Source organism: Pseudoalteromonas sp., assembly GCF_018402495.1.
Classification (GTDB): Bacteria; Pseudomonadota; Gammaproteobacteria; order Enterobacterales; family Alteromonadaceae; genus Pseudoalteromonas.
In genome coordinates this window covers 248,399-266,664 of the sequence record NZ_JAGYIU010000002.1, presented here as the reverse complement: position 1 = coordinate 266,664, position 18,266 = coordinate 248,399, and the positions used below count along the sequence as shown (strand labels likewise).

Genomic DNA, 18,266 nt, shown 5'->3' with positions numbered 1-18,266 from the left:
GCTGCCCTTCGGGTTCTGCCTAGGGGCGATTTACTCTTTGTTGCTCGGTTTTTACTTAGCCCACTAGGTTACAAACCTCGCGCCGCGATTAAACCGCCCCTAGTTTGAACAAATTTTAATCCGCAAAGGTCAACAGACCCTGGTAATCCTCGTAAAAAGGCGCTAATTTAATAACTAGCGCCTTTTTCTTATTATTTATTTCTGCTATTGAATTTACGCGTTTGCGCTGCATTCTCACTTAATTCAGTTAATCCAAGCTTATCGTAACTTTTTTCCATCATGGCTAATGCCGCGTCAAGGTAGCTACTTTGTGAGTAATGTTCTACTACGAATTTACCGCGGTTAGCGGCTGCTAAATAAGCTTCACGTTCGTAGTAGTAAGTTGCGACTTTTAACTCATAACGAGCCATTCTATTTAATAGCCATACTAAACGACGTTTAGCTTCTGGCGCATATTCACTTTCAGGAAAGCGTTTAACTAAGGTCGATAAGTCGGTATAGGCAACACGAGTGCGTTTAGCATCTCTGTCAGCTCTATCTACACCAAAGTATTCTTGAAATGCGTTTCTATCAGCTTTAATGTTAACCAAACCACGCATGTAGTACATGTAATCTAAGTCTTTGTGGTTTGGGTTTAAGCGAATAAAACGGTCAATGGTAGCAAGTGCTTGCTCTGTATTACCTGATTGGTAATGTGCATACACTAAATCCATTTGTACTTGCTTTGAAAACGGGCCAAACGGGTAGCGAGAATCAATTGCCGTTAATAATTCAATTGCACGAGCGTATAAACCAGAATCAAGCGTTTGTTTTGCATCTTCGTATAGTGCCTGTGCCGATCTGTTGGGTACGCGTTGAATATCTTCTTGATCAGGCGCAGACGAACAGGCCCCTAAACTAAGCACTGAAACTGAAAAAACAATGGCGAATGCACGTTTCCCTATTTTATTTATCATTTTATTTGTTACCTTCGATGTCTTCGGCTAGGCCAAGTGGGTAAAACCGAGTAAACTATGCGTATTATGTTATGCTTTTATTAAAAGCGATTCTAACCCAGTCAAGCACAGCTTGCACTGGTAAATTGGGTAAAGTTACTAATGTCAGAGCAAATATCTCTCCAAGCCGAGGTCCCAACAGACTTAGGTGGTAAACGTCTAGACCAAGTATTAGCACAATTGTTCCCTGATTATTCACGATCACGGATAAAAACGTGGATTTTAGATGATAAAATCACCGTTGATGGCGAAATTTTCAACACCCCGCGTGAAAAACTACTCGGTGGTGAAGTTGTGGCTGTTGAAACAACAATAGAAGCACCTCGTGAATACGAAGCACAAGATATCAAATTAAACATCGTTTATGAAGACGATGATATTTTAGTGATCAACAAACCGATGGGATTAGTGGTTCATCCTGGCGCAGGTAACCCTGATGGTACGGTGTTAAATGCTTTATTGCACTACTACCCAGAAATTATTAACGTGCCACGAGCGGGTATTGTGCATCGTTTAGACAAAGACACAACAGGTTTAATGGTTGTTGCTAAAACGATTCAGGCACAAACACATTTAGTTAAAGCACTGCAAAAGCGCGAAAACTTCACACGTGAATATGAAGCGTTATGTAATGGCACTATGACAGCCGGTGGTATGGTTGAAAAACCAATCGGACGTCATGCAACACAACGTACGCACATGGCAGTACATGAAATGGGTAAACCAGCTATTACGCACTACCGTGTTGCAGAAAAATTCCGCGCCCATACTCGTTTGCGTTTACGTCTTGAAACTGGGCGTACACACCAAATTCGTGTGCATATGGCGTACTTAAATCATCCATTAATTGGCGATCAATCTTATGGCGGTCGTCCTCGTCCACCAAAAGGGGCAACGCCTGAGTTATTTGAGTTACTGCGTAGCTTTAAACGCCAAGCGCTTCATGCCGTTAAATTAAGTATTGCGCATCCAATGACCGGTGAAATGATGACCTGGCAAGCGCCTATCCCTGATGATATGGTGGCGATGACTCAAGCATTGCGTGAAGACACAAAAGCAAACCCTGATATAGCGAGTTAACAATGTTTGGCTTATCAGCTACATGGCAATCTCTTCATGGTGTAGATACATTGAGTACTACACGTGAAGGGGGCGTATCAAAGGCTCGATTCGATAGTTTGAATTTAGGGTTGCATGTAGGTGATAACAGCCAAGATGTATTAAACAATAGAGCGCGTGTAAATGCTCATTTGCCTAAACCGGCAATTTGGTTAAATCAGGTTCATAGCGCTGATGTAATTACAGTGGATGAGGGATTTGACCCCAATCAAACACTCACAGGTGATGCGTTATATACGCAATTACGCAATCAACCTTTAGCCATAATGACTGCTGATTGTTTACCTATTTTACTCTCATCGAGTGACGGGCAAGAAGTGGCCGCAATTCATGCCGGTTGGCGAGGGTTAGAGCAAGGGGTGATCAACAATACGCTGGCATGTTTTAAACATTCCCCGGCGAATATACATGCTTGGTTAGGTCCTGCAATAGGGGCTAATCAATTTCAAGTAGGCCAAGAGGTGGTCGAGTTATTTACAGCAAATAACCCACTAATGCACAGCGCGTTCAAAGCTCAAAATAATGAAAAGTATTTAGCTGATATCTATCTAATAGCAACTATTTTACTTAATCAACAGGGCGTTATAAACATTAGCGGGGGTGAATATTGCACTGTTTCTCAAGCTAACTTGTTTTTTTCTTATCGGCGCGATGGCCAAACCGGTCGTATGGCAAGTTTGATCTGGCGCAAGTAAATAATTATTAGGTGATTATTTTTCCCTCAATACCTTGAACAAAACTATCAGCATACCCATTTATTAGGTAATTCGATTTTTTTATAGGTAATCCCCATGCGTTTAGATAGATTTACGAGTAAATTTCAGTCTGCGCTTTCAGATGCGCAATCACTAGCACTAGGTCGCGATCATCAATTTATTGAACCTGTGCATCTAATGTACGCTTTGTTAAAACAAAGCGGTTCAAGTGTGCGTGCACTATTTGCACAAATGAGCATCAGCGTTGATGAACTTAATACCAAACTCTCTCAAGAGATAGAAAAGTTATTTAAAGTGGAAGGTGTGGGTGGCGATGTACAGCTATCAAACAACATGGTTTCACTGATAAACCTATGTGATAAATACGCCCAAAAACGTAAAGATAAATACATTTCAAGTGAGTTGTTTGTATTAGTTTCGTGTGAAGATAAAGGCCCGCTTGGCAGTGTTTTTAAAGCACTTAATATCACCGCTAACAAAGTAGAAACTGCCATAGAGGCAATTCGCGGTGGTCAAAAAGTTGATGATCCCAATGCTGAAGAAACGCGCCAAGCACTTGAAAAGTACACTATTGATTTAACTGAGCGGGCAGAGCAAGGTAAGTTAGATCCCGTTATTGGCCGCGATGATGAAATTCGTCGTACCATTCAAGTATTACAACGTCGCACCAAAAACAATCCTGTGCTAATTGGTGAGCCAGGGGTGGGTAAAACAGCAATTGCTGAAGGGCTTGCACAGCGCATTATCAATGGTGAAGTCCCTGAAGGCTTAAAAAATAAGCGCGTACTCTCGCTTGATTTAGGTGCATTAGTTGCTGGTGCAAAATACCGAGGTGAATTTGAAGAACGTTTAAAATCAGTACTTAATGAGTTGGCTAAAGAAGAAGGCCAAGTTATTTTATTTATTGATGAAATTCATACCATTGTTGGAGCGGGTAAAAGCGACGGTGCAATGGATGCCGGTAACATGTTAAAGCCAGCATTAGCCCGTGGGGAACTCCATTGTGTTGGAGCTACAACGCTGGATGAATACCGTAAGTATATTGAAAAAGATGCCGCACTTGAGCGCCGTTTCCAAAAGGTATTAATAGAAGAGCCTTCAGTAGAAGACACCATTGCTATTTTGCGTGGCTTGAAAGAGCGTTACGAATTACATCACTCAGTGGAAATTACCGACCCTGCAATCGTTGCCGCAGCACAGTTGTCACATCGCTATATCAGCGATCGCCAACTACCCGATAAAGCGATTGATTTAATTGATGAGGCGGGCTCTTCTATTCGACTGCAAATTGATTCTAAACCAGAAGCTTTAGATAAATTAGAGCGTCGTATTATTCAGTTAAAAATTGAAGATAACGCCCTTGCAAAAGAAAAAGACGAAGCGAGCCAAAAACGCCGCACAGAAATGGTCGAGCTGATTAATGAGCTTGAAGTGCAGTACCGTGAGCTTGATGAAGTATGGAATGCCGAAAAAGCCTCTTTACAAGGCACGCAGGTTATTAAAGCTGAACTAGAGCAGGCACGACTTGATTTAGAAGTGGCACGCAGAGCAAGTGACTTGCAGCGTATGTCTGAACTGCAATACGGCCGTATACCTGAACTTGAGCGCAAACTCGATTTAGCATCACAAGCTGAAATGCAAGAAATGAGTTTGCTTAAAAATCAGGTGGGCGAAGATGAAATTGCAGAAATTTTATCACGTTGGACCGGCATTCCGGTGGCGCGTATGCTCCAAGGTGAACGTGAAAAACTACTGCAAATGGAAGCGCAACTACATAACAAAGTCATTGGCCAAGATGAGGCCGTCGTTGCGGTGGCTAATGCCATTCGTCGCTCGCGCGCAGGGCTTGCTGATCCAAACCGTCCAATTGGCTCGTTCTTATTTTTAGGGCCTACAGGGGTTGGTAAAACAGAGCTTACCAAGGCACTAGCAAGCTATATGTTTGATACCGAAAGTGCCATGGTGCGTATAGATATGTCTGAGTTTATGGAAAAACACTCAGTCGCACGTTTAGTCGGTGCGCCTCCAGGGTACGTAGGTTACGAAGAAGGTGGTTATTTAACCGAAGCTGTTCGTCGTAAACCTTATTCGGTTATTTTGCTTGATGAAATAGAAAAAGCGCATCCAGATGTGTTTAATATTTTATTACAAGTCCTTGATGACGGGCGTTTAACGGATGGCCAAGGGCGTACGGTTGATTTTAAAAATACAGTTATCATTATGACCTCCAACTTGGGCTCAGATATCATTCAAGAGCAAGCGGGAAGTAATGACTATGACGAACTTAAAGCAAAAGTCATGGGTGTTTTACATAATGAATTTAGACCCGAGTTCATTAACCGCATTGATGAAACTGTGGTATTTCACTCACTTTCACATAGTCATATTAAAGAAATTGCAGATATTCAGTTAAGTAAACTGCGTCAACGATTAACAGAGATGGGGTATTTACTTGAGTTGACAGATGCTGCGCTTGAGCGAATTGCTGCCAGTGGCTTTGATCCTGTCTATGGCGCTCGTCCGCTTAAACGGGCAATACAGCAAACCATTGAGAATCCATTAGCACAAAAACTGCTTAATAATGATTTTCAACCAGGTTGTATCATTGTTATTGATGCTAACGAAGACGGCTTAGTATTTACTAGTCGTTAGTTAAATAAATAAAAAAGCCGCTGTTGTCAGCGGCTTTTTTATTTTAAATCCTTTGTTATACCTTAAAGGTCAGCAGTAAATCATTTACTTTTCTTGAGCCTTCTACAAGTTCTGCAGCATCATGGGCTACGCTATAGCTAAGCTGTAAATTATCATCCCCTAAGTCTTTAATTTTTTCAACATTACTACCTATATCTCTACTTACCACCTGTTGCTGCTCAGCAGCGGCTGAAATATCGGTGGCAAGCTGTGAAATCTCACTAATTTGCGTAAAAATACTATCAAGTTCTTGCTGTGTTTGACCTGTTGTATTAACACAATCATCGGCTTGTTGTTTGGTGCTCTGCATGATTTTAGACCAGCTAAACAAGGTATCTTGAATTTCTTTAATTGAACTGTGAATTTGTGCTGTGGCGTTTTGAGTACGAGACGACAGCGCCCGAACTTCATCGGCAACTACGGCAAAGCCGCGGCCATGTTCACCGGCACGTGCCGCTTCAATAGCCGCATTAAGTGCCAATAGGTTAGTTTGTTCAGCAATCCCTTCTATTTCACTCATTACTTGGCCAATTTTATCCGCTTCAGAGGCAAGCCCCGTTGCTGTAGCGGCCGCTTGCTCAACTTGTACAGCTAAGTCAGACACCATTTTACTGTTATCTGCAATATGATTTTTGATATCAGAGCAGCTTTGATAAGTAATGCCCACTTTATCAGCCGTGTTATTGGTATTGTTAGAGATTTCACCAATCGTGGTACTCATTTGTGACATGGCTGAAGCAATTTGTTCTAGCTGAGTGCCTTGAGAAGAAATACCTTGCTCGGTCAACGTCGATTGTTGATCTAACCCTTGGGCAATCGTATTAAAACTCAAGGTTGAATCTTTTACCCGCCCTAGTACCGTTCTTAATTTAGCACTGAGCATCTGCTCTCTATATTCACTAATGCTGTGTGGGTGCGAGCCACTAAACACATAACGAGATACAGAGTCTGCTTGGCTTTTTTGTTGTTTGAGGGTCGCAGGTGTTGTTACCAGCTCGTCATAATTTAAAACTAAAATAACAATACATACTAATAAGTTAATCGCGGCAAGCGAAATTGAGCCCCATATTGCGACACTTGCTAACCAAATTAAAATTCCCGCAATGCTTAAACCTTGTCTCAAGGGCGTGCGCTCGCGCCAGCTGAATAATGATTTATCAGCGTTAATTTTAGCATAAAGCTTTTGTGCTCTGCGTTTTGCGCGTTGCTCTAGTTTTATTCGCACAGACTGATAACCAATAAGTTGGCCATGCTCAAAAATAGGCGTTACAAATGCATCAACCCAATAATAGCGGCCGTCTTTACATAAGTTTTTTACCGCGCCACGCCACGAATGGCCTTGTTTTAAGGTGTCCCACATTTCTTTAAATGCAGCTTTTGGCATATCAGGATGACGAACGATATTGTGATTTTTATTTATCAGTTCATCCACTTCATAGCCTGCGATACTGCAAAACTCATGATTGGCATAAGTAATAACACCGCGTAAGTCAGTAGTTGAAACCAACTCTTGGTGTTCTTCGAAGTTAACTTCTTCATCTATTAAGCTTTGATTACGACGCATAGTGACTCTTTATCATTCTTTATTATGGCGGCTATTGTAATTACTAAAACTAATGTACGTTAGTGATATGTGTAAAATAGCAGGAATAAGACATTTTTTTTGATATTTATATGATCTTTATCAATATTAAGCGTAATTGAATTTTTCAGTTATGACAAACTTTTAGGGTTTAACTCTATCTTATCAAAGTGTTTTAAAACGCCATGTTGTCAGCGGCGGGTTATGGCAAATAATATGTAAAAGAAATTGTATATTCGTAGTGGCAATGGCAAGATTATCTTTTATAGCGTGAAACAAAGCGTGTTTAAAATCCAGTAAAAACTATATCTAATAAATTCATATAGTTTTTTCATCGTTTAATCTTGAGTAAAGGTAAAAAGACCCCATAACCTTATGATTAAGCCACTTGGCTCGAGGAAACTTTTTTTTGACAACTTATAATTTAAAGAACACGCTCAACGCGCTATCTAGTGCAGATAATCAACAGGCTATTAAAGGCATTATGCGCGGTATTGAGAGAGAATCATTAAGAATTAATCACGATGGTTCCATTTCTAAACAGGCTCATCCTAAAGGTGTGGGCTGTGCGCTTACCAATGGGCATATTACTACTGATTTTTCTGAGTCTTTACTTGAGTTCATTACACCGGTTAGCGAATCATCAACGCAAACCTTACAGCAGCTAAAAGATTTACAAAAGTTCACCCTAGAGCATATAGGCGATGAATTGTTGTGGCCAATTAGTATGCCGTGCTTTATAAATCATCAAGACGATATTGTATTGGCACAATTTGGCGACTCTAATGTCGGTAAAATGAAAACCCTATATCGCGAAGGCTTGAAGAACCGTTACGGCAGTATGATGCAAGCGATTGCTGGCGTGCATTTCAATATTTCTTTTCCACAAACGCTATGGCAGTCACTGCATTCATTAAAGCAAAGTGAGGCGAAACTTGAAGATTTCATATCTGATAGTTACTTAGCATTAATTCGTAATTTTAAACGCGAGCTGTGGTTAATTAGCTACATGTTTGGCGCATCCCCCGCATTATGTAGCTCTTTTTTACAAGGGCGTAAAAGCGACTTACCGTTTAAAAAGCTAGGCAAAGGTACCTTATATTTAGAAGTGGGCACTGCGCTACGATTAGGCAACTTAGGCTATACCAATAGCGCACAATCGTCATTACGGGTAATGTACAACTCATTAGATGAGTATGTTGCAGGGTTGAAAAAGGCCATAAATACGCCTTCAGATATTTATGGCAGTATTGACGACTATACGAGTGCCGAGCCAAAGCAATTAAATAAAAATATCCTACAAATAGAGAACGAGTTTTACTCGCCAATTCGCCCTAAGCGTAATGCTAAAAATGGTGAAACACCCACAGATGCATTACTAAGAGCGGGTATAGAATATATTGAAATTCGTGCATTGGATGTTAACCCATTCAGTGAAGTTGGGATTGATTTAGAGCAAATACACTTTTTAGATGTATTTTTAACTTATTGTTTATTAAAAGACTCAGCGCCTATGGATTGGCAAGAGCAAGCACGTAGCACTGAAAACCTTGATACTGTGGTTAACCAAGGTCGAGAAAAAGGCTTGATGCTTAATTTTAATAATCAGCAGCGCAGCCTAGAATCTTGGGGCGATGAAATATTTAGTCAGTTGAGTGAGGTAGCTCAGTGGATGGATACTGCTTACGGCGTTAGTTATTATTCAGAAACCATTAAACGCATGGCAACTTGGGTTCACAAACCTGAGTTAACCTATTCGGGTCGTTACGTTGATGAGCTTAAGATGTCTGGACTTGATAATGGCCACTTTGCACTTTCTCTTGCTCATAAATATAAACAAAGCCATGAAATCGCAAGTTATACTGAATTCTCAAAATCGTGGCTAGAGCAACAAGCTGCAGAGTCTTACGAATCTCAAAAGGCAATTGAGCAAGCCGATAATCAATCATTTACTGCGTTTTTAGATACATATTTTAGTAAGTAGTAGGCAAAAAAAACGCAGCTCATAGTAGCTGCGTAAATATTCTTTAGGGATGAAACAATGCTGTACTGCTGCATTCATAGATTCAGACCCACACTTTTTTAAAAAGTTCAGTGAGATCTTAAAAAATGAAAAAAAATATTATTACCTTATCATTGCTGCTCACATTAGTTGGGTGCGCAACGGCTCCCCCAAAGCAACCAGAAGATATTTGTAAAATCTTTGAAGAAAAGCGAGACTGGTATTTTGATGCCAAAGATGCGCAAGATAAGTGGGGATCTCCAAAGCATGTGTTAATGAGCATGATGTATCAAGAAAGTTCTTTTCGCCATGATGCTGCGCCTCCAATGGAATACTTTTTATGGATAATCCCTACCGGACGCGCTAGTTCAGCGTATGGTTATTCACAGGCTAAAACGCCAACCTGGACTGATTATATTCGTGAAACAGGAAACAGTGGTGCTGACAGAGATGACTTTGCTGATGCAATTGATTTTATGGCGTGGTTTGTTTACAAAACCCATAAAATTAATGGTGTGTCTAAGTGGGACGCCTATGCACAGTATTTAAATTATCACGAAGGGTGGGGCGGTTATAAGCGAGGTACTTATCGAAACAAAAAATGGCTAATGAGTGTCGCCAATAAAGTTAAGTACCGTGCGAGTCGTTATGGCGCTCAACTTAAACGTTGCGAAGATGATTTAGATAAAGGTTGGTTAGAGCGGTTATTCTTTTAAGGGAGCCGATAGGCTCCCCTTATGTTGGTTTATTTTTTACGTTTGTTGGGTTGAATTTTAACTTGTTTAATCATGTTTTCTTTTACCTCAAGTACTTCAACCGGATAGCCTGCAATACGCATACTTAAATTAGCATCAGGAATATCCTCTAAGTATTCAACAATCAAACCACTTAATGTTTTAGGGCCGTCTAACGGGAATTCCCAGCCCATTTCTTTATTTAAGTCGCGAACGTTAGCACCGCCGTCAACAATATAAGAGCCATCGTTTTGTGTGGTTACTTCTTCACTTGGTGTCCGAGTTTGCGTGGTAGTAAAGTCACCTACCACTTCCTCAAGTATATCTTCAAGAGTCACTAAGCCCTGAATGTCGCCATATTCATCAACAACAATACCAATACGTTCTTTCGATAACTGAAATTTTAGTAGCTGAGTGTTAAGCGAGGTTCCCTCAGGGATAAAGTAAATTTCACGTACTGCACGCAACAGCGAAGGCTTATCAAACTGCTCTTTAGTTAACAGGCGAAGCGCATCACGAGAGTGAATAAAGCCAACAGCATCATCAATATTGTCGCGGTATAAAAGCACCCGAGTATGTTGAGCGTGAGTAAGTTGTTTACTGATTATTTTCCAATCGTCATTAATATCTATGGCTACAATCTCATTACGAGGGATCATAATATCTTCAACGGTGACTTGCTCTAAATCTAAAATAGAGGTTAACATACTTTGGTGACGTGCGGGGATAAGCGCTCCCGATTCATTGAGCACAGTTTTTAATTCTTCTTTACTCATGCTGTGCTCATCTATTTGTGCTGCACTAATGCCAAATAAGCGTAACATGCCATTAGTTAAAAAGTTAACAACCACAACCAGCGGAAAGAGAATCCTTAGTAATCCCTTGAGGATCACTGAACTTGGAAAAGCGACTCGCTCTGGATACAGTGCGGCCAGTGTTTTTGGTGTTACCTCAGCGAAAATGAGTACCACAAGTGTTAATGCACCCGTTGCTATGGCAATACCTAAGTCACCATACAAGCGAATACCAATAATAGTGGCAACCTGGGCTGCTGCAATATTAACAAGGTTATTACCAATTAGGATCAGACCTATCAACCTGTCAGGTCGACTGAGTAATTTACTAACGCGTTTCGCAGCACGATGATTCTCTTTAGCGAGGTGTCGCAGTCGAATACGGTTGATTGACATGATTCCGGTTTCTGATCCGGAGAAGTAAGCAGAAAAAAGTACCAATAAACCTAAAATGATAAATAGCGTACTTGTCGATATGTCGTCCAACGATGGATCCTTTTTTTATAAACCAGTGCGTATTAAGCTAGAGTGAGCTTTGAGAGTCAAGTTAAAACTTATTTAGAACCACTTCTTGTATAAAGCGGCTGCCAAAATAAGCGAGTGTGAGTATAAATGCGGCAATCATTATACTAACTACTACTATCTTACCTCGCCAACCACGTTTGACATGGCCAACGGCAATGGTGACAAAAATAGCCCAAGCAACTAAAGATAAGGTTGTTTTATGAATAAACTCGTTGGCAAACATGCCATCAAGAAATACAAATCCGGTAATAAGCGCCACACTTAGTAACACCGTACCTAAGTTTAATAACTGATAAAGTTGACGTTCTACCACCATTAATGGTGGTAAATGACTATGCACTATGGCTAAGTCTTTTCGTTTTAAGCGCTTATCAATAAAGTAAAATTGTACACCGTAAAGCGTGGCAATAATTAAGATACAGTAAGCCAATAATGACAGTGATATATGCGTAACTAGTGCAAGCTCTACATTAATACTGTTTAATAAAATATGATGAGGGATAAATAAGCTAGAAATAGTTAATAGTGCAGCAAAGCCGTATACAACAGGTAACAGCAGTGTCGCAGGGAACTTTAAAGAGACGGTGGTGACACAAAGCACTATTACCCAACAAGTCAGTAATGCAACATTAACAATACTTAAATCTTGGCCTTCGGCTCTAAACACCGAGTTTACTAAAAGCAGCATATGCGCCAAAATAGCGACAGTGCTCAGTATTATAGTAATTTTTTGGCTTGGTCCCTGACGATGAAACAATCGCGAAAGCACGTGTGACGTTGCTAACACATAAAATAAACTGGCAATAATAGTTAAACTAATAATCAGCATTTTGCTTTGGCCACTTAATTGAAGTCAAATAATTCGTGTTCGTTATCTGGTCATTGTATTTTATAGCAAGGCAAATGCATAGACCCTATAAAAAGAAACTCAATAAGCAGCATTTGAGCACTGTATTGTATGCCACCATTTACGGTATACTATTCCTAATTGAATTTTAATAGCATCGACCTTATAACAGAGTTGATATCAACGTCTTTTCGGAACCGTTACATGTTTGAGAACCTCCAAGAACGATTAGGTAAAACCCTAAAAAATATCAGTGGCCGCGGCCGCCTAACTGAAGACAATATTAAAGATACACTTCGTGAAGTGCGAATGGCATTTTTAGAAGCCGACGTGGCGTTGCCTGTTGTTCGCGAGTTTGTAAAACAAGTTAAAGAGCGTGCGGTTGGTGTTGAAGTCACTAAAAGCTTAAGTCCTGGCCAAGTATTTATAAAAATTGTACGTGAAGAACTTGAAAAAGCCATGGGTGAAGCCAACGAAGAGCTAAGCCTTAACGCACAGCCGCCTGCGGTAGTGATGATGGCCGGTCTTCAAGGTGCGGGTAAAACCACCAGTGTGGGCAAGCTGGCTAAGTTTCTAAAAGAGCGCAAGAAAAAGTCAGTGCTAGTGGTCAGTGCCGATGTGTATCGTCCAGCAGCCATTAAACAGTTAGAAACATTAGCAACAGAAGTGGATGTTGAATTTTTCCCAAGTGATATTTCGCAAAAACCAGTTGATATTGCAACTGCCGCCATTTCTCATGCGAAAAAGAAATTTATTGATGTTGTGTTAGTCGATACTGCCGGTCGTTTGCATGTTGATAGCGACATGATGGATGAAATTAAAGCCTTGCATCATGCAATCAATCCAATTGAAACGCTATTTGTTGTTGATGCAATGACAGGTCAAGATGCGGCAAATACTGCAAAAGCATTTGACGAAGCCTTACCGCTGACCGGTGTGATACTGACTAAAACAGATGGTGATGCCCGAGGTGGTGCTGCTTTATCTATTCGTCATATTACCGGTAAACCAATTAAGTTTATGGGTGTGGGTGAGCGTACTGATGCACTTGAGCCTTTTCACCCTGACCGTATCGCTTCGCGTATTTTAGGCATGGGTGATGTACTTTCATTAATCGAAGAAGTCGAGATGAAAGTAGATAAAGAGCAAGCTGCAAAAGTGGCTGAAAAAGTATTTAAAGGTAATGGCTTTACGCTGGATGATTTTGCTGATCAACTAAAGCAAATGAAAAACATGGGGGGCATGATGTCGATGCTTGATAAATTGCCTGGCATGCAAAATATTCCTGATGCAGTTAAAGGACAAATGGGTGATAAGACCTTTATACAAATGGAAGCAATTATTAGCTCTATGACAAAACAAGAGCGTGCTCGTCCAGAGATTATAAAAGGTTCTCGTAAAAAACGTATTGCTGCGGGCTCTGGTACTCAAGTACAAGAGATCAATAAATTGCTTAAGCAATTTACGCAAATGCAAAAAATGATGAAAAAGATGAAAGGTAAAGGTGGCATGCAAAAAATGATGCGTGGCATGAAAGGGATGTTACCACCTGGCATGATGGGTGGCGGTGGTCCAAAGTTTTAATAATTTAACCTTTAATATCTCCAATACGAGATAAAAAGTAATCAATAAAGAGGCAAAATGCCTCTTTATTGTTGAATAAACTATGCACAGAATAGCTTATTCATATACTTTTTCATCTTGGATCACGGTTTAATCTACTAAACTGGCTTTTTGCATCACTTCTTACTTGCATTGTTGCTAAAAACTCGTACAATTCACCGGCTCCCCATACTGGGGAGTAAATCTTATTAATGAAAACAGTCAATCTATTTAGAGGACGGTATGGTAACTATTCGTTTGCAACGTGGTGGCGCTAAAAAACGCCCTTTCTATCAAATTGTGGTTGCGGATAGCCGTTTCTCGCGTGACGGTCGCTTCATCGAGAAAGTAGGTTTCTTTAACCCAATTGCTTCAGGTCAAGAAGAAAAACTTCGTTTAGATTTACCACGTGTTGAACACTGGTTAGGTCAAGGCGCAGGTCTTTCAGATCGTGTAGCTAAATTAGTTAAAGACGCTCGTAAAGCGGCTTAATAGGCGTAAGTGTAACCATGAGTCAAGAGAACACCTCATCAATAATTGTCGTAGGAAAGCTCGGCGCCCCATATGGTATAAAGGGCTGGCTTAAGGTGCATTCATTTACTGATGATCCCCAAGGGATCTTCGATTTCAGCCCGTGGTTGATAGGGCAGCAAGGTAAATGGCAATCCTTAGAAGTGGTCGACTGGCGTCGCCACAACAAAGGCTTTATCGCTAAGTTTGCGCAAGTAAACGACAGAGACCAAGCAATGGCTTATACCAATGTTGAAATTTCTGTAGATTCAGCGCAGCTACCAGAATTACCGCAAGGTGAATTCTATTGGCGAGATCTCATTGGCATGTCGGTTGTAACTGATAAAGGTTATAACTTAGGTATTGTTGATGACCTTATGGAGACAGGCTCAAATGATGTACTGGTTGTGAAAGCAAACAGTAAAGATGCATTTGGCCAAGCAGAACGTTTAATTCCTTTTTTAACTGATTCAGTTATTCAAGAAGTTAAATATGATGCGAAAGAAATTACTGTAGATTGGGATCCAAGCTTTTAATGGGTCAAACAAGTTCGTTGTGGGTAGGGGTTATCAGCCTTTTCCCGGATATGTTTGATGCAATTACAACGCAAGGTGTAACCGGTCGTGCTGTTAAAAATGGCTTAATCGATTTTAACTGCTGGAATCCACGTGACTATGCAACTGATAAGCATAGAACTGTAGATGATCGTCCTTACGGGGGCGGGCCAGGCATGTTAATGATGGTTGAACCATTAAAACAAGCCATTCTTGAAGCCAAACAGGCTGCAGGTGATGGTGCAAAAGTAATTTATATGTCGCCACAAGGGCGCAAATTAGATCAGCAAGGGGCTAGCGAACTCGCAAGCTCTGAAAAACTGATTTTAATTGCCGGTCGCTATGAAGGTATAGACGAGAGAATAATAGAATCGTACGTTGACGAAGAATGGTCAATTGGTGATTTTATTTTGAGTGGGGGTGAACTACCTGCCATGACATTAATTGACGCAGTAGCGCGATTAGTGCCAGGGGTGTTAGGACACAACCAGTCAGCAGAGCAAGATTCATTTTCGGATGGCTTGCTAGATTGTCCTCACTATACACGGCCAGAAACATTGGACGACAAACAGGTGCCTGCTGTATTACTCAGCGGAAACCACCAAGAGATAGCAAAATGGCGGCTTATGCAGTCATTAGGTAGAACTTGGCTTCGCCGTCCTGACTTGTTGCATAACCTAGCTCTGACTGAGGAGCAAGCGGTATTACTCGCGAAATTTCAGCAAGAGTACCAAAAAGCTTGTGGCTAGAAGACAGTTACACCTAGGAAAGTGAGAAACATAATGGCAAAAGTAAACCAAAATATTATTAAAGCGCTTGAAGATGAGCAGCTTAAAACAGACGTACCTGCATTCGGCGCTGGTGATACAGTAGTTGTACAGGTAAAAGTAAAAGAAGGTGCTAAAGAGCGTCTACAGGCCTTTGAAGGTGTTGTAATCGCTAAGCGTAATCGTGGTCTTCACTCAGCATTCACAGTTCGTAAAATCTCGAACGGTGAAGGTGTTGAGCGTGTATTCCAAACGCACAGCCCTCTTATTGATAGCGTAACAGTTAAGCGTCGCGGTGCGGTTCGTCGTGCTAAGCTTTACTATCTACGTGAGCGTTCTGGTAAATCTGCACGTATTAGAGAAAAACTTAACTAATACGCGCTGTTTATCAACGCAAAAAAACGGGTTGCAACTTTTGGGTTGCAACCCGTTTTGGTTTTAATGTTATAGCGGTTTTTAAAAACCAATACACACCTTAACTAGCATGCGTTAAAGTGTGGTTCACTTCAAAGCACAATATCTTCTCACTTCTTGCAAAAAATGATGTATAAAAATGAATGATAAAACGATAGTTACGCACAACGGCAATTTTCATGCAGATGATGTTTTTAGTATCGCTGCGCTTAAAATTATTTTCCCTTTTTTTACCCTGATCCGCACACGCGATAATGCAATTATTAATGACGCCGATGTGGTTATTGATGTTGGCGGCCAATATGACCCTCAAACCGATCGGTTTGATCATCATCAACGCGGCGGTGCTGGCGCGCGTGAAAACGGTATTCCTTATTCGTCATTTGGTTTAGTGTGGAAAAAATATGGCTTAGCAATATGTGATGATAATCAAGAGGTGGCGAATGCCGTTGACGCTGGCCTAGTATCGACCATTGATTCAATTGATTGTGGTCATGTTGAAGGTGTTGTCACAGGTATTAGTTTAAGCCAAACAATTTCTATGTTTAATCCAACATGGGAAGAAGAAAGTAATTTTGATGCTGCTTTTGATCAAGCGGTTGAATTTGCACACACTTTGCTGCTTCGATTTGTGGCATCAGCGCGAGGTGGTTTAAATGCTAAAAAAAGTGTTGCGCAAGCAATTAAACAGGCAGACGATCCACGATTAATCGTACTAGAGCGTTATACTCCGTGGAAAAAAACTGTACACAGCTTATCTGAAGAGGCGCTATATGTAGTTTATCCCTCGCATTCTGGTAAGTGGATAGTGCAAACGGTACCTGCAGAGTTAGGCTCGTTTGAAGACCGAAAGCCATTACCAGCGCCATGGGCTGGATTATCTGATAGTGAGTTCCAAGCAGTGACCGGTATAGATGATGCTATGTTTTGCCATAATGGCCTATTTATCGCCGGTGCAGAATCATTTGAAAGTGTTATGTCGCTTGCGACTATGGCATTGGAATATTAGATAAAAAATGCAAATTAATGTGGCTACTAAGCCACTTTAATTTTTAGTGTTTAAACCTAGCATAGGCTTACATTTTTGTACTAGCTGTGTTTTATTGATTCTTGAATTCTCCTACCTTGGTCACAGTTGAGTGAATCATGCTGATCTTTTCACTAATTAGCCTTTTAACCCCTAACGTATCCTGTTAGTATTTATCGTATTGATTAGTTTACTTTTTTGTAAGTATTTATTTACGATTTCGCTTTTTTGGATGGAATGAGAACGTGGTAGAGATAAGTGATTTAGCGCAGCTAAGAAAAGGTATAGATGAATGCGATGCGCAACTGGTTGCCTTGCTTGCAAAGCGCAATGGGATTACCGAGCAGATTGGCGCAATAAAACAACAAATCGGCGCGCCACTGCATGCACCCGATAGAGAAGCTGATTTATTAGCTGCACGACGCCAAGAGGCAATTAACCAAGGTGTAAACCCTGATTTAGTCGAAGACATTCTCAGGCGCATGATGCGTGAAGCTTATCAAAATCAACAAGCCAAATTAGCCTGTGCCGAACCACAACTCTCTCCGATTGTTATTGTTGGTGGTGAAGGGGCGATGGGGCAGCTATTTGCAAAACAATTTCAGCGCTCGGGTTATGAGGTTAAAATTTTAGATAAAGCCCAGCAATCACAGGCCACTGAAATTTTAAAAGGTGCAAAACTGGTCATGATTAGTGTACCAATTAATGCCCTTGAGGCCGTTGTTAACGCACTGCCTAAACTCGATGATGATTGCTTGCTAGTTGATATTACATCGGTTAAACAAGCACCGTTAAATGTGCTCAAAAAAGTGCATAATGGCCCCGTTGTTGGTTTACATCCGATGTTCGGCCCTGATATTTCTCATTGGGTGAAACAAACTGTGGTGGTATGTGAAGGGCGCAGTCATAACGTGGCGCAAGGCTTACTAAAGCAGCTACAAATTTGGGGTTGTCAGTTAGTCGAGCTTGATGCTAAAAAACACGATGAAGCGATGCAAATCATTCAGGTTATGCGCCATTTAACTACGTTTGTTTACGGTCAGTTTTTAGCGAAACAAGGACATACACTGGCAGAGTTACGTAGTTGCTCATCACCTATTTACCAATTAGAGCTGATGATGGTCGGTCGGTTATTTGCGCAATCTCCAGAGCTGTATACTGATATTATGTTGGCGCAATTTGATAATGTCGAAAGCTTGTTAGCGCAGTATCAGTGTTTGTTCTCAGAGACGCTTAAAAAGTTAAAAGCAGGGGATAAGCCTGCCTTAATCGATGCCTTTGCTGATGCAAAAGCTTATTTTTCTGACTCCACAGCGCACTTTTTGACCCAAAGTCGCAGTTTATTAAATAAAGCAAATGACGCAAAAGTACTCGATTGAACGTGACG

The 18,266-nt window shown here is 40.9% G+C and carries 16 protein-coding genes; 12 read left to right on the top strand and 4 right to left on the bottom strand.

Annotated features, from left to right (window positions below):
* Positions 1 to 191: 191 nt before the first annotated feature.
* Positions 192 to 956 carry an outer membrane protein assembly factor BamD gene (locus tag KG708_RS06740; protein ID WP_213608671.1) on the bottom strand — a complete coding sequence of 255 codons (765 nt, stop codon included), beginning with the start codon at positions 954 to 956 and terminating at the stop codon, positions 192 to 194.
* Between the two features lie 141 nt (positions 957 to 1,097).
* Between KG708_RS06740 and rluD the strand changes: the two genes are divergently transcribed.
* From rluD to clpB, 3 genes are all read left to right on the top strand, one after another.
* Positions 1,098 to 2,075 (top strand): 23S rRNA pseudouridine(1911/1915/1917) synthase RluD, encoded by a 978-nt coding sequence (rluD, locus tag KG708_RS06735; RefSeq protein ID WP_213608670.1) that lies wholly within the window; start codon positions 1,098 to 1,100, stop codon positions 2,073 to 2,075.
* A 2-nt stretch (positions 2,076 to 2,077) separates the two neighbouring features.
* A complete protein-coding gene (gene pgeF / locus KG708_RS06730; RefSeq protein ID WP_213608669.1) occupies positions 2,078 to 2,809 on the top strand; it encodes a peptidoglycan editing factor PgeF in 732 nt (243 codons plus the stop codon).
* 96 nt (positions 2,810 to 2,905) lie between these two features.
* Positions 2,906 to 5,482, top strand: coding sequence for an ATP-dependent chaperone ClpB (clpB, locus tag KG708_RS06725; protein ID WP_213608668.1), 2,577 nt, complete (start codon positions 2,906 to 2,908; stop codon positions 5,480 to 5,482).
* Between the two features lie 55 nt (positions 5,483 to 5,537).
* Here clpB and KG708_RS06720 read toward each other — a convergent pair whose 3' ends face one another.
* Positions 5,538 to 7,085 carry a PAS domain-containing methyl-accepting chemotaxis protein gene (locus KG708_RS06720; protein ID WP_213608667.1) on the bottom strand — a complete coding sequence of 516 codons (1,548 nt, stop codon included), beginning with the start codon at positions 7,083 to 7,085 and terminating at the stop codon, positions 5,538 to 5,540.
* A 427-nt stretch (positions 7,086 to 7,512) separates the two neighbouring features.
* Between KG708_RS06720 and gshA the strand changes: the two genes are divergently transcribed.
* Both gshA and KG708_RS06710 read left to right on the top strand, forming a co-directional pair.
* Positions 7,513 to 9,087 carry a glutamate--cysteine ligase gene (gene gshA, locus KG708_RS06715; protein ID WP_213608666.1) on the top strand — a complete coding sequence of 525 codons (1,575 nt, stop codon included), beginning with the start codon at positions 7,513 to 7,515 and terminating at the stop codon, positions 9,085 to 9,087.
* Between the two features lie 125 nt (positions 9,088 to 9,212).
* Positions 9,213 to 9,821, top strand: a complete 609-nt coding sequence (locus KG708_RS06710; protein WP_213608665.1) for a hypothetical protein — start codon at positions 9,213 to 9,215, stop codon at positions 9,819 to 9,821.
* Positions 9,822 to 9,850: 29 nt separating this feature from the next.
* On the opposite strand, the gene KG708_RS06705 is transcribed toward KG708_RS06710, so the two are convergent.
* Positions 9,851 to 11,119: a CNNM domain-containing protein gene (locus KG708_RS06705; RefSeq protein WP_213608664.1), complete on the bottom strand. Its 1,269-nt coding sequence runs from the start codon at positions 11,117 to 11,119 to the stop codon at positions 9,851 to 9,853.
* Positions 11,120 to 11,180: 61 nt separating this feature from the next.
* On the bottom strand, positions 11,181 to 11,987 hold the full coding sequence (ccsA, locus tag KG708_RS06700; protein ID WP_213608663.1) for a cytochrome c biogenesis protein CcsA: 807 nt from the start codon (positions 11,985 to 11,987) through the stop codon (positions 11,181 to 11,183).
* Positions 11,988 to 12,209: 222 nt separating this feature from the next.
* Here ccsA and ffh point away from each other — a divergent pair, with 222 nt between their 5' ends.
* The 7 genes from ffh (at position 12,210) to tyrA (ending at position 18,258) form a co-directional block, all read left to right on the top strand.
* Positions 12,210 to 13,589 carry a signal recognition particle protein gene (ffh, locus tag KG708_RS06695; RefSeq protein ID WP_213608662.1) on the top strand — a complete coding sequence of 460 codons (1,380 nt, stop codon included), beginning with the start codon at positions 12,210 to 12,212 and terminating at the stop codon, positions 13,587 to 13,589.
* A gap of 261 nt (positions 13,590 to 13,850) precedes the next feature.
* Positions 13,851 to 14,099 carry a 30S ribosomal protein S16 gene (gene rpsP, locus KG708_RS06690; RefSeq protein WP_008114468.1) on the top strand — a complete coding sequence of 83 codons (249 nt, stop codon included), beginning with the start codon at positions 13,851 to 13,853 and terminating at the stop codon, positions 14,097 to 14,099.
* 17 nt (positions 14,100 to 14,116) lie between these two features.
* Positions 14,117 to 14,653, top strand: a complete 537-nt coding sequence (gene rimM, locus KG708_RS06685) for a ribosome maturation factor RimM (protein WP_008114470.1) — start codon at positions 14,117 to 14,119, stop codon at positions 14,651 to 14,653.
* Entirely contained in the window at positions 14,653 to 15,420 is a 768-nt protein-coding gene (gene trmD, locus KG708_RS06680; protein ID WP_213608661.1) for a tRNA (guanosine(37)-N1)-methyltransferase TrmD, read from the top strand. The genes rimM and trmD overlap by 1 nt, the downstream gene beginning before the upstream one ends.
* A gap of 33 nt (positions 15,421 to 15,453) precedes the next feature.
* Entirely contained in the window at positions 15,454 to 15,813 is a 360-nt protein-coding gene (gene rplS, locus KG708_RS06675; protein WP_011327636.1) for a 50S ribosomal protein L19, read from the top strand.
* A 178-nt stretch (positions 15,814 to 15,991) separates the two neighbouring features.
* The gene (locus tag KG708_RS06670; RefSeq protein ID WP_213608660.1) at positions 15,992 to 16,861 is read left to right on the top strand and encodes an MYG1 family protein; all 870 of its coding nucleotides are present in this window, start codon (positions 15,992 to 15,994) and stop codon (positions 16,859 to 16,861) included.
* A 263-nt stretch (positions 16,862 to 17,124) separates the two neighbouring features.
* Positions 17,125 to 18,258: a bifunctional chorismate mutase/prephenate dehydrogenase gene (tyrA, locus tag KG708_RS06665; RefSeq protein WP_213608659.1), complete on the top strand. Its 1,134-nt coding sequence runs from the start codon at positions 17,125 to 17,127 to the stop codon at positions 18,256 to 18,258.
* The last annotated feature ends 8 nt before the right edge of the window (positions 18,259 to 18,266 follow it).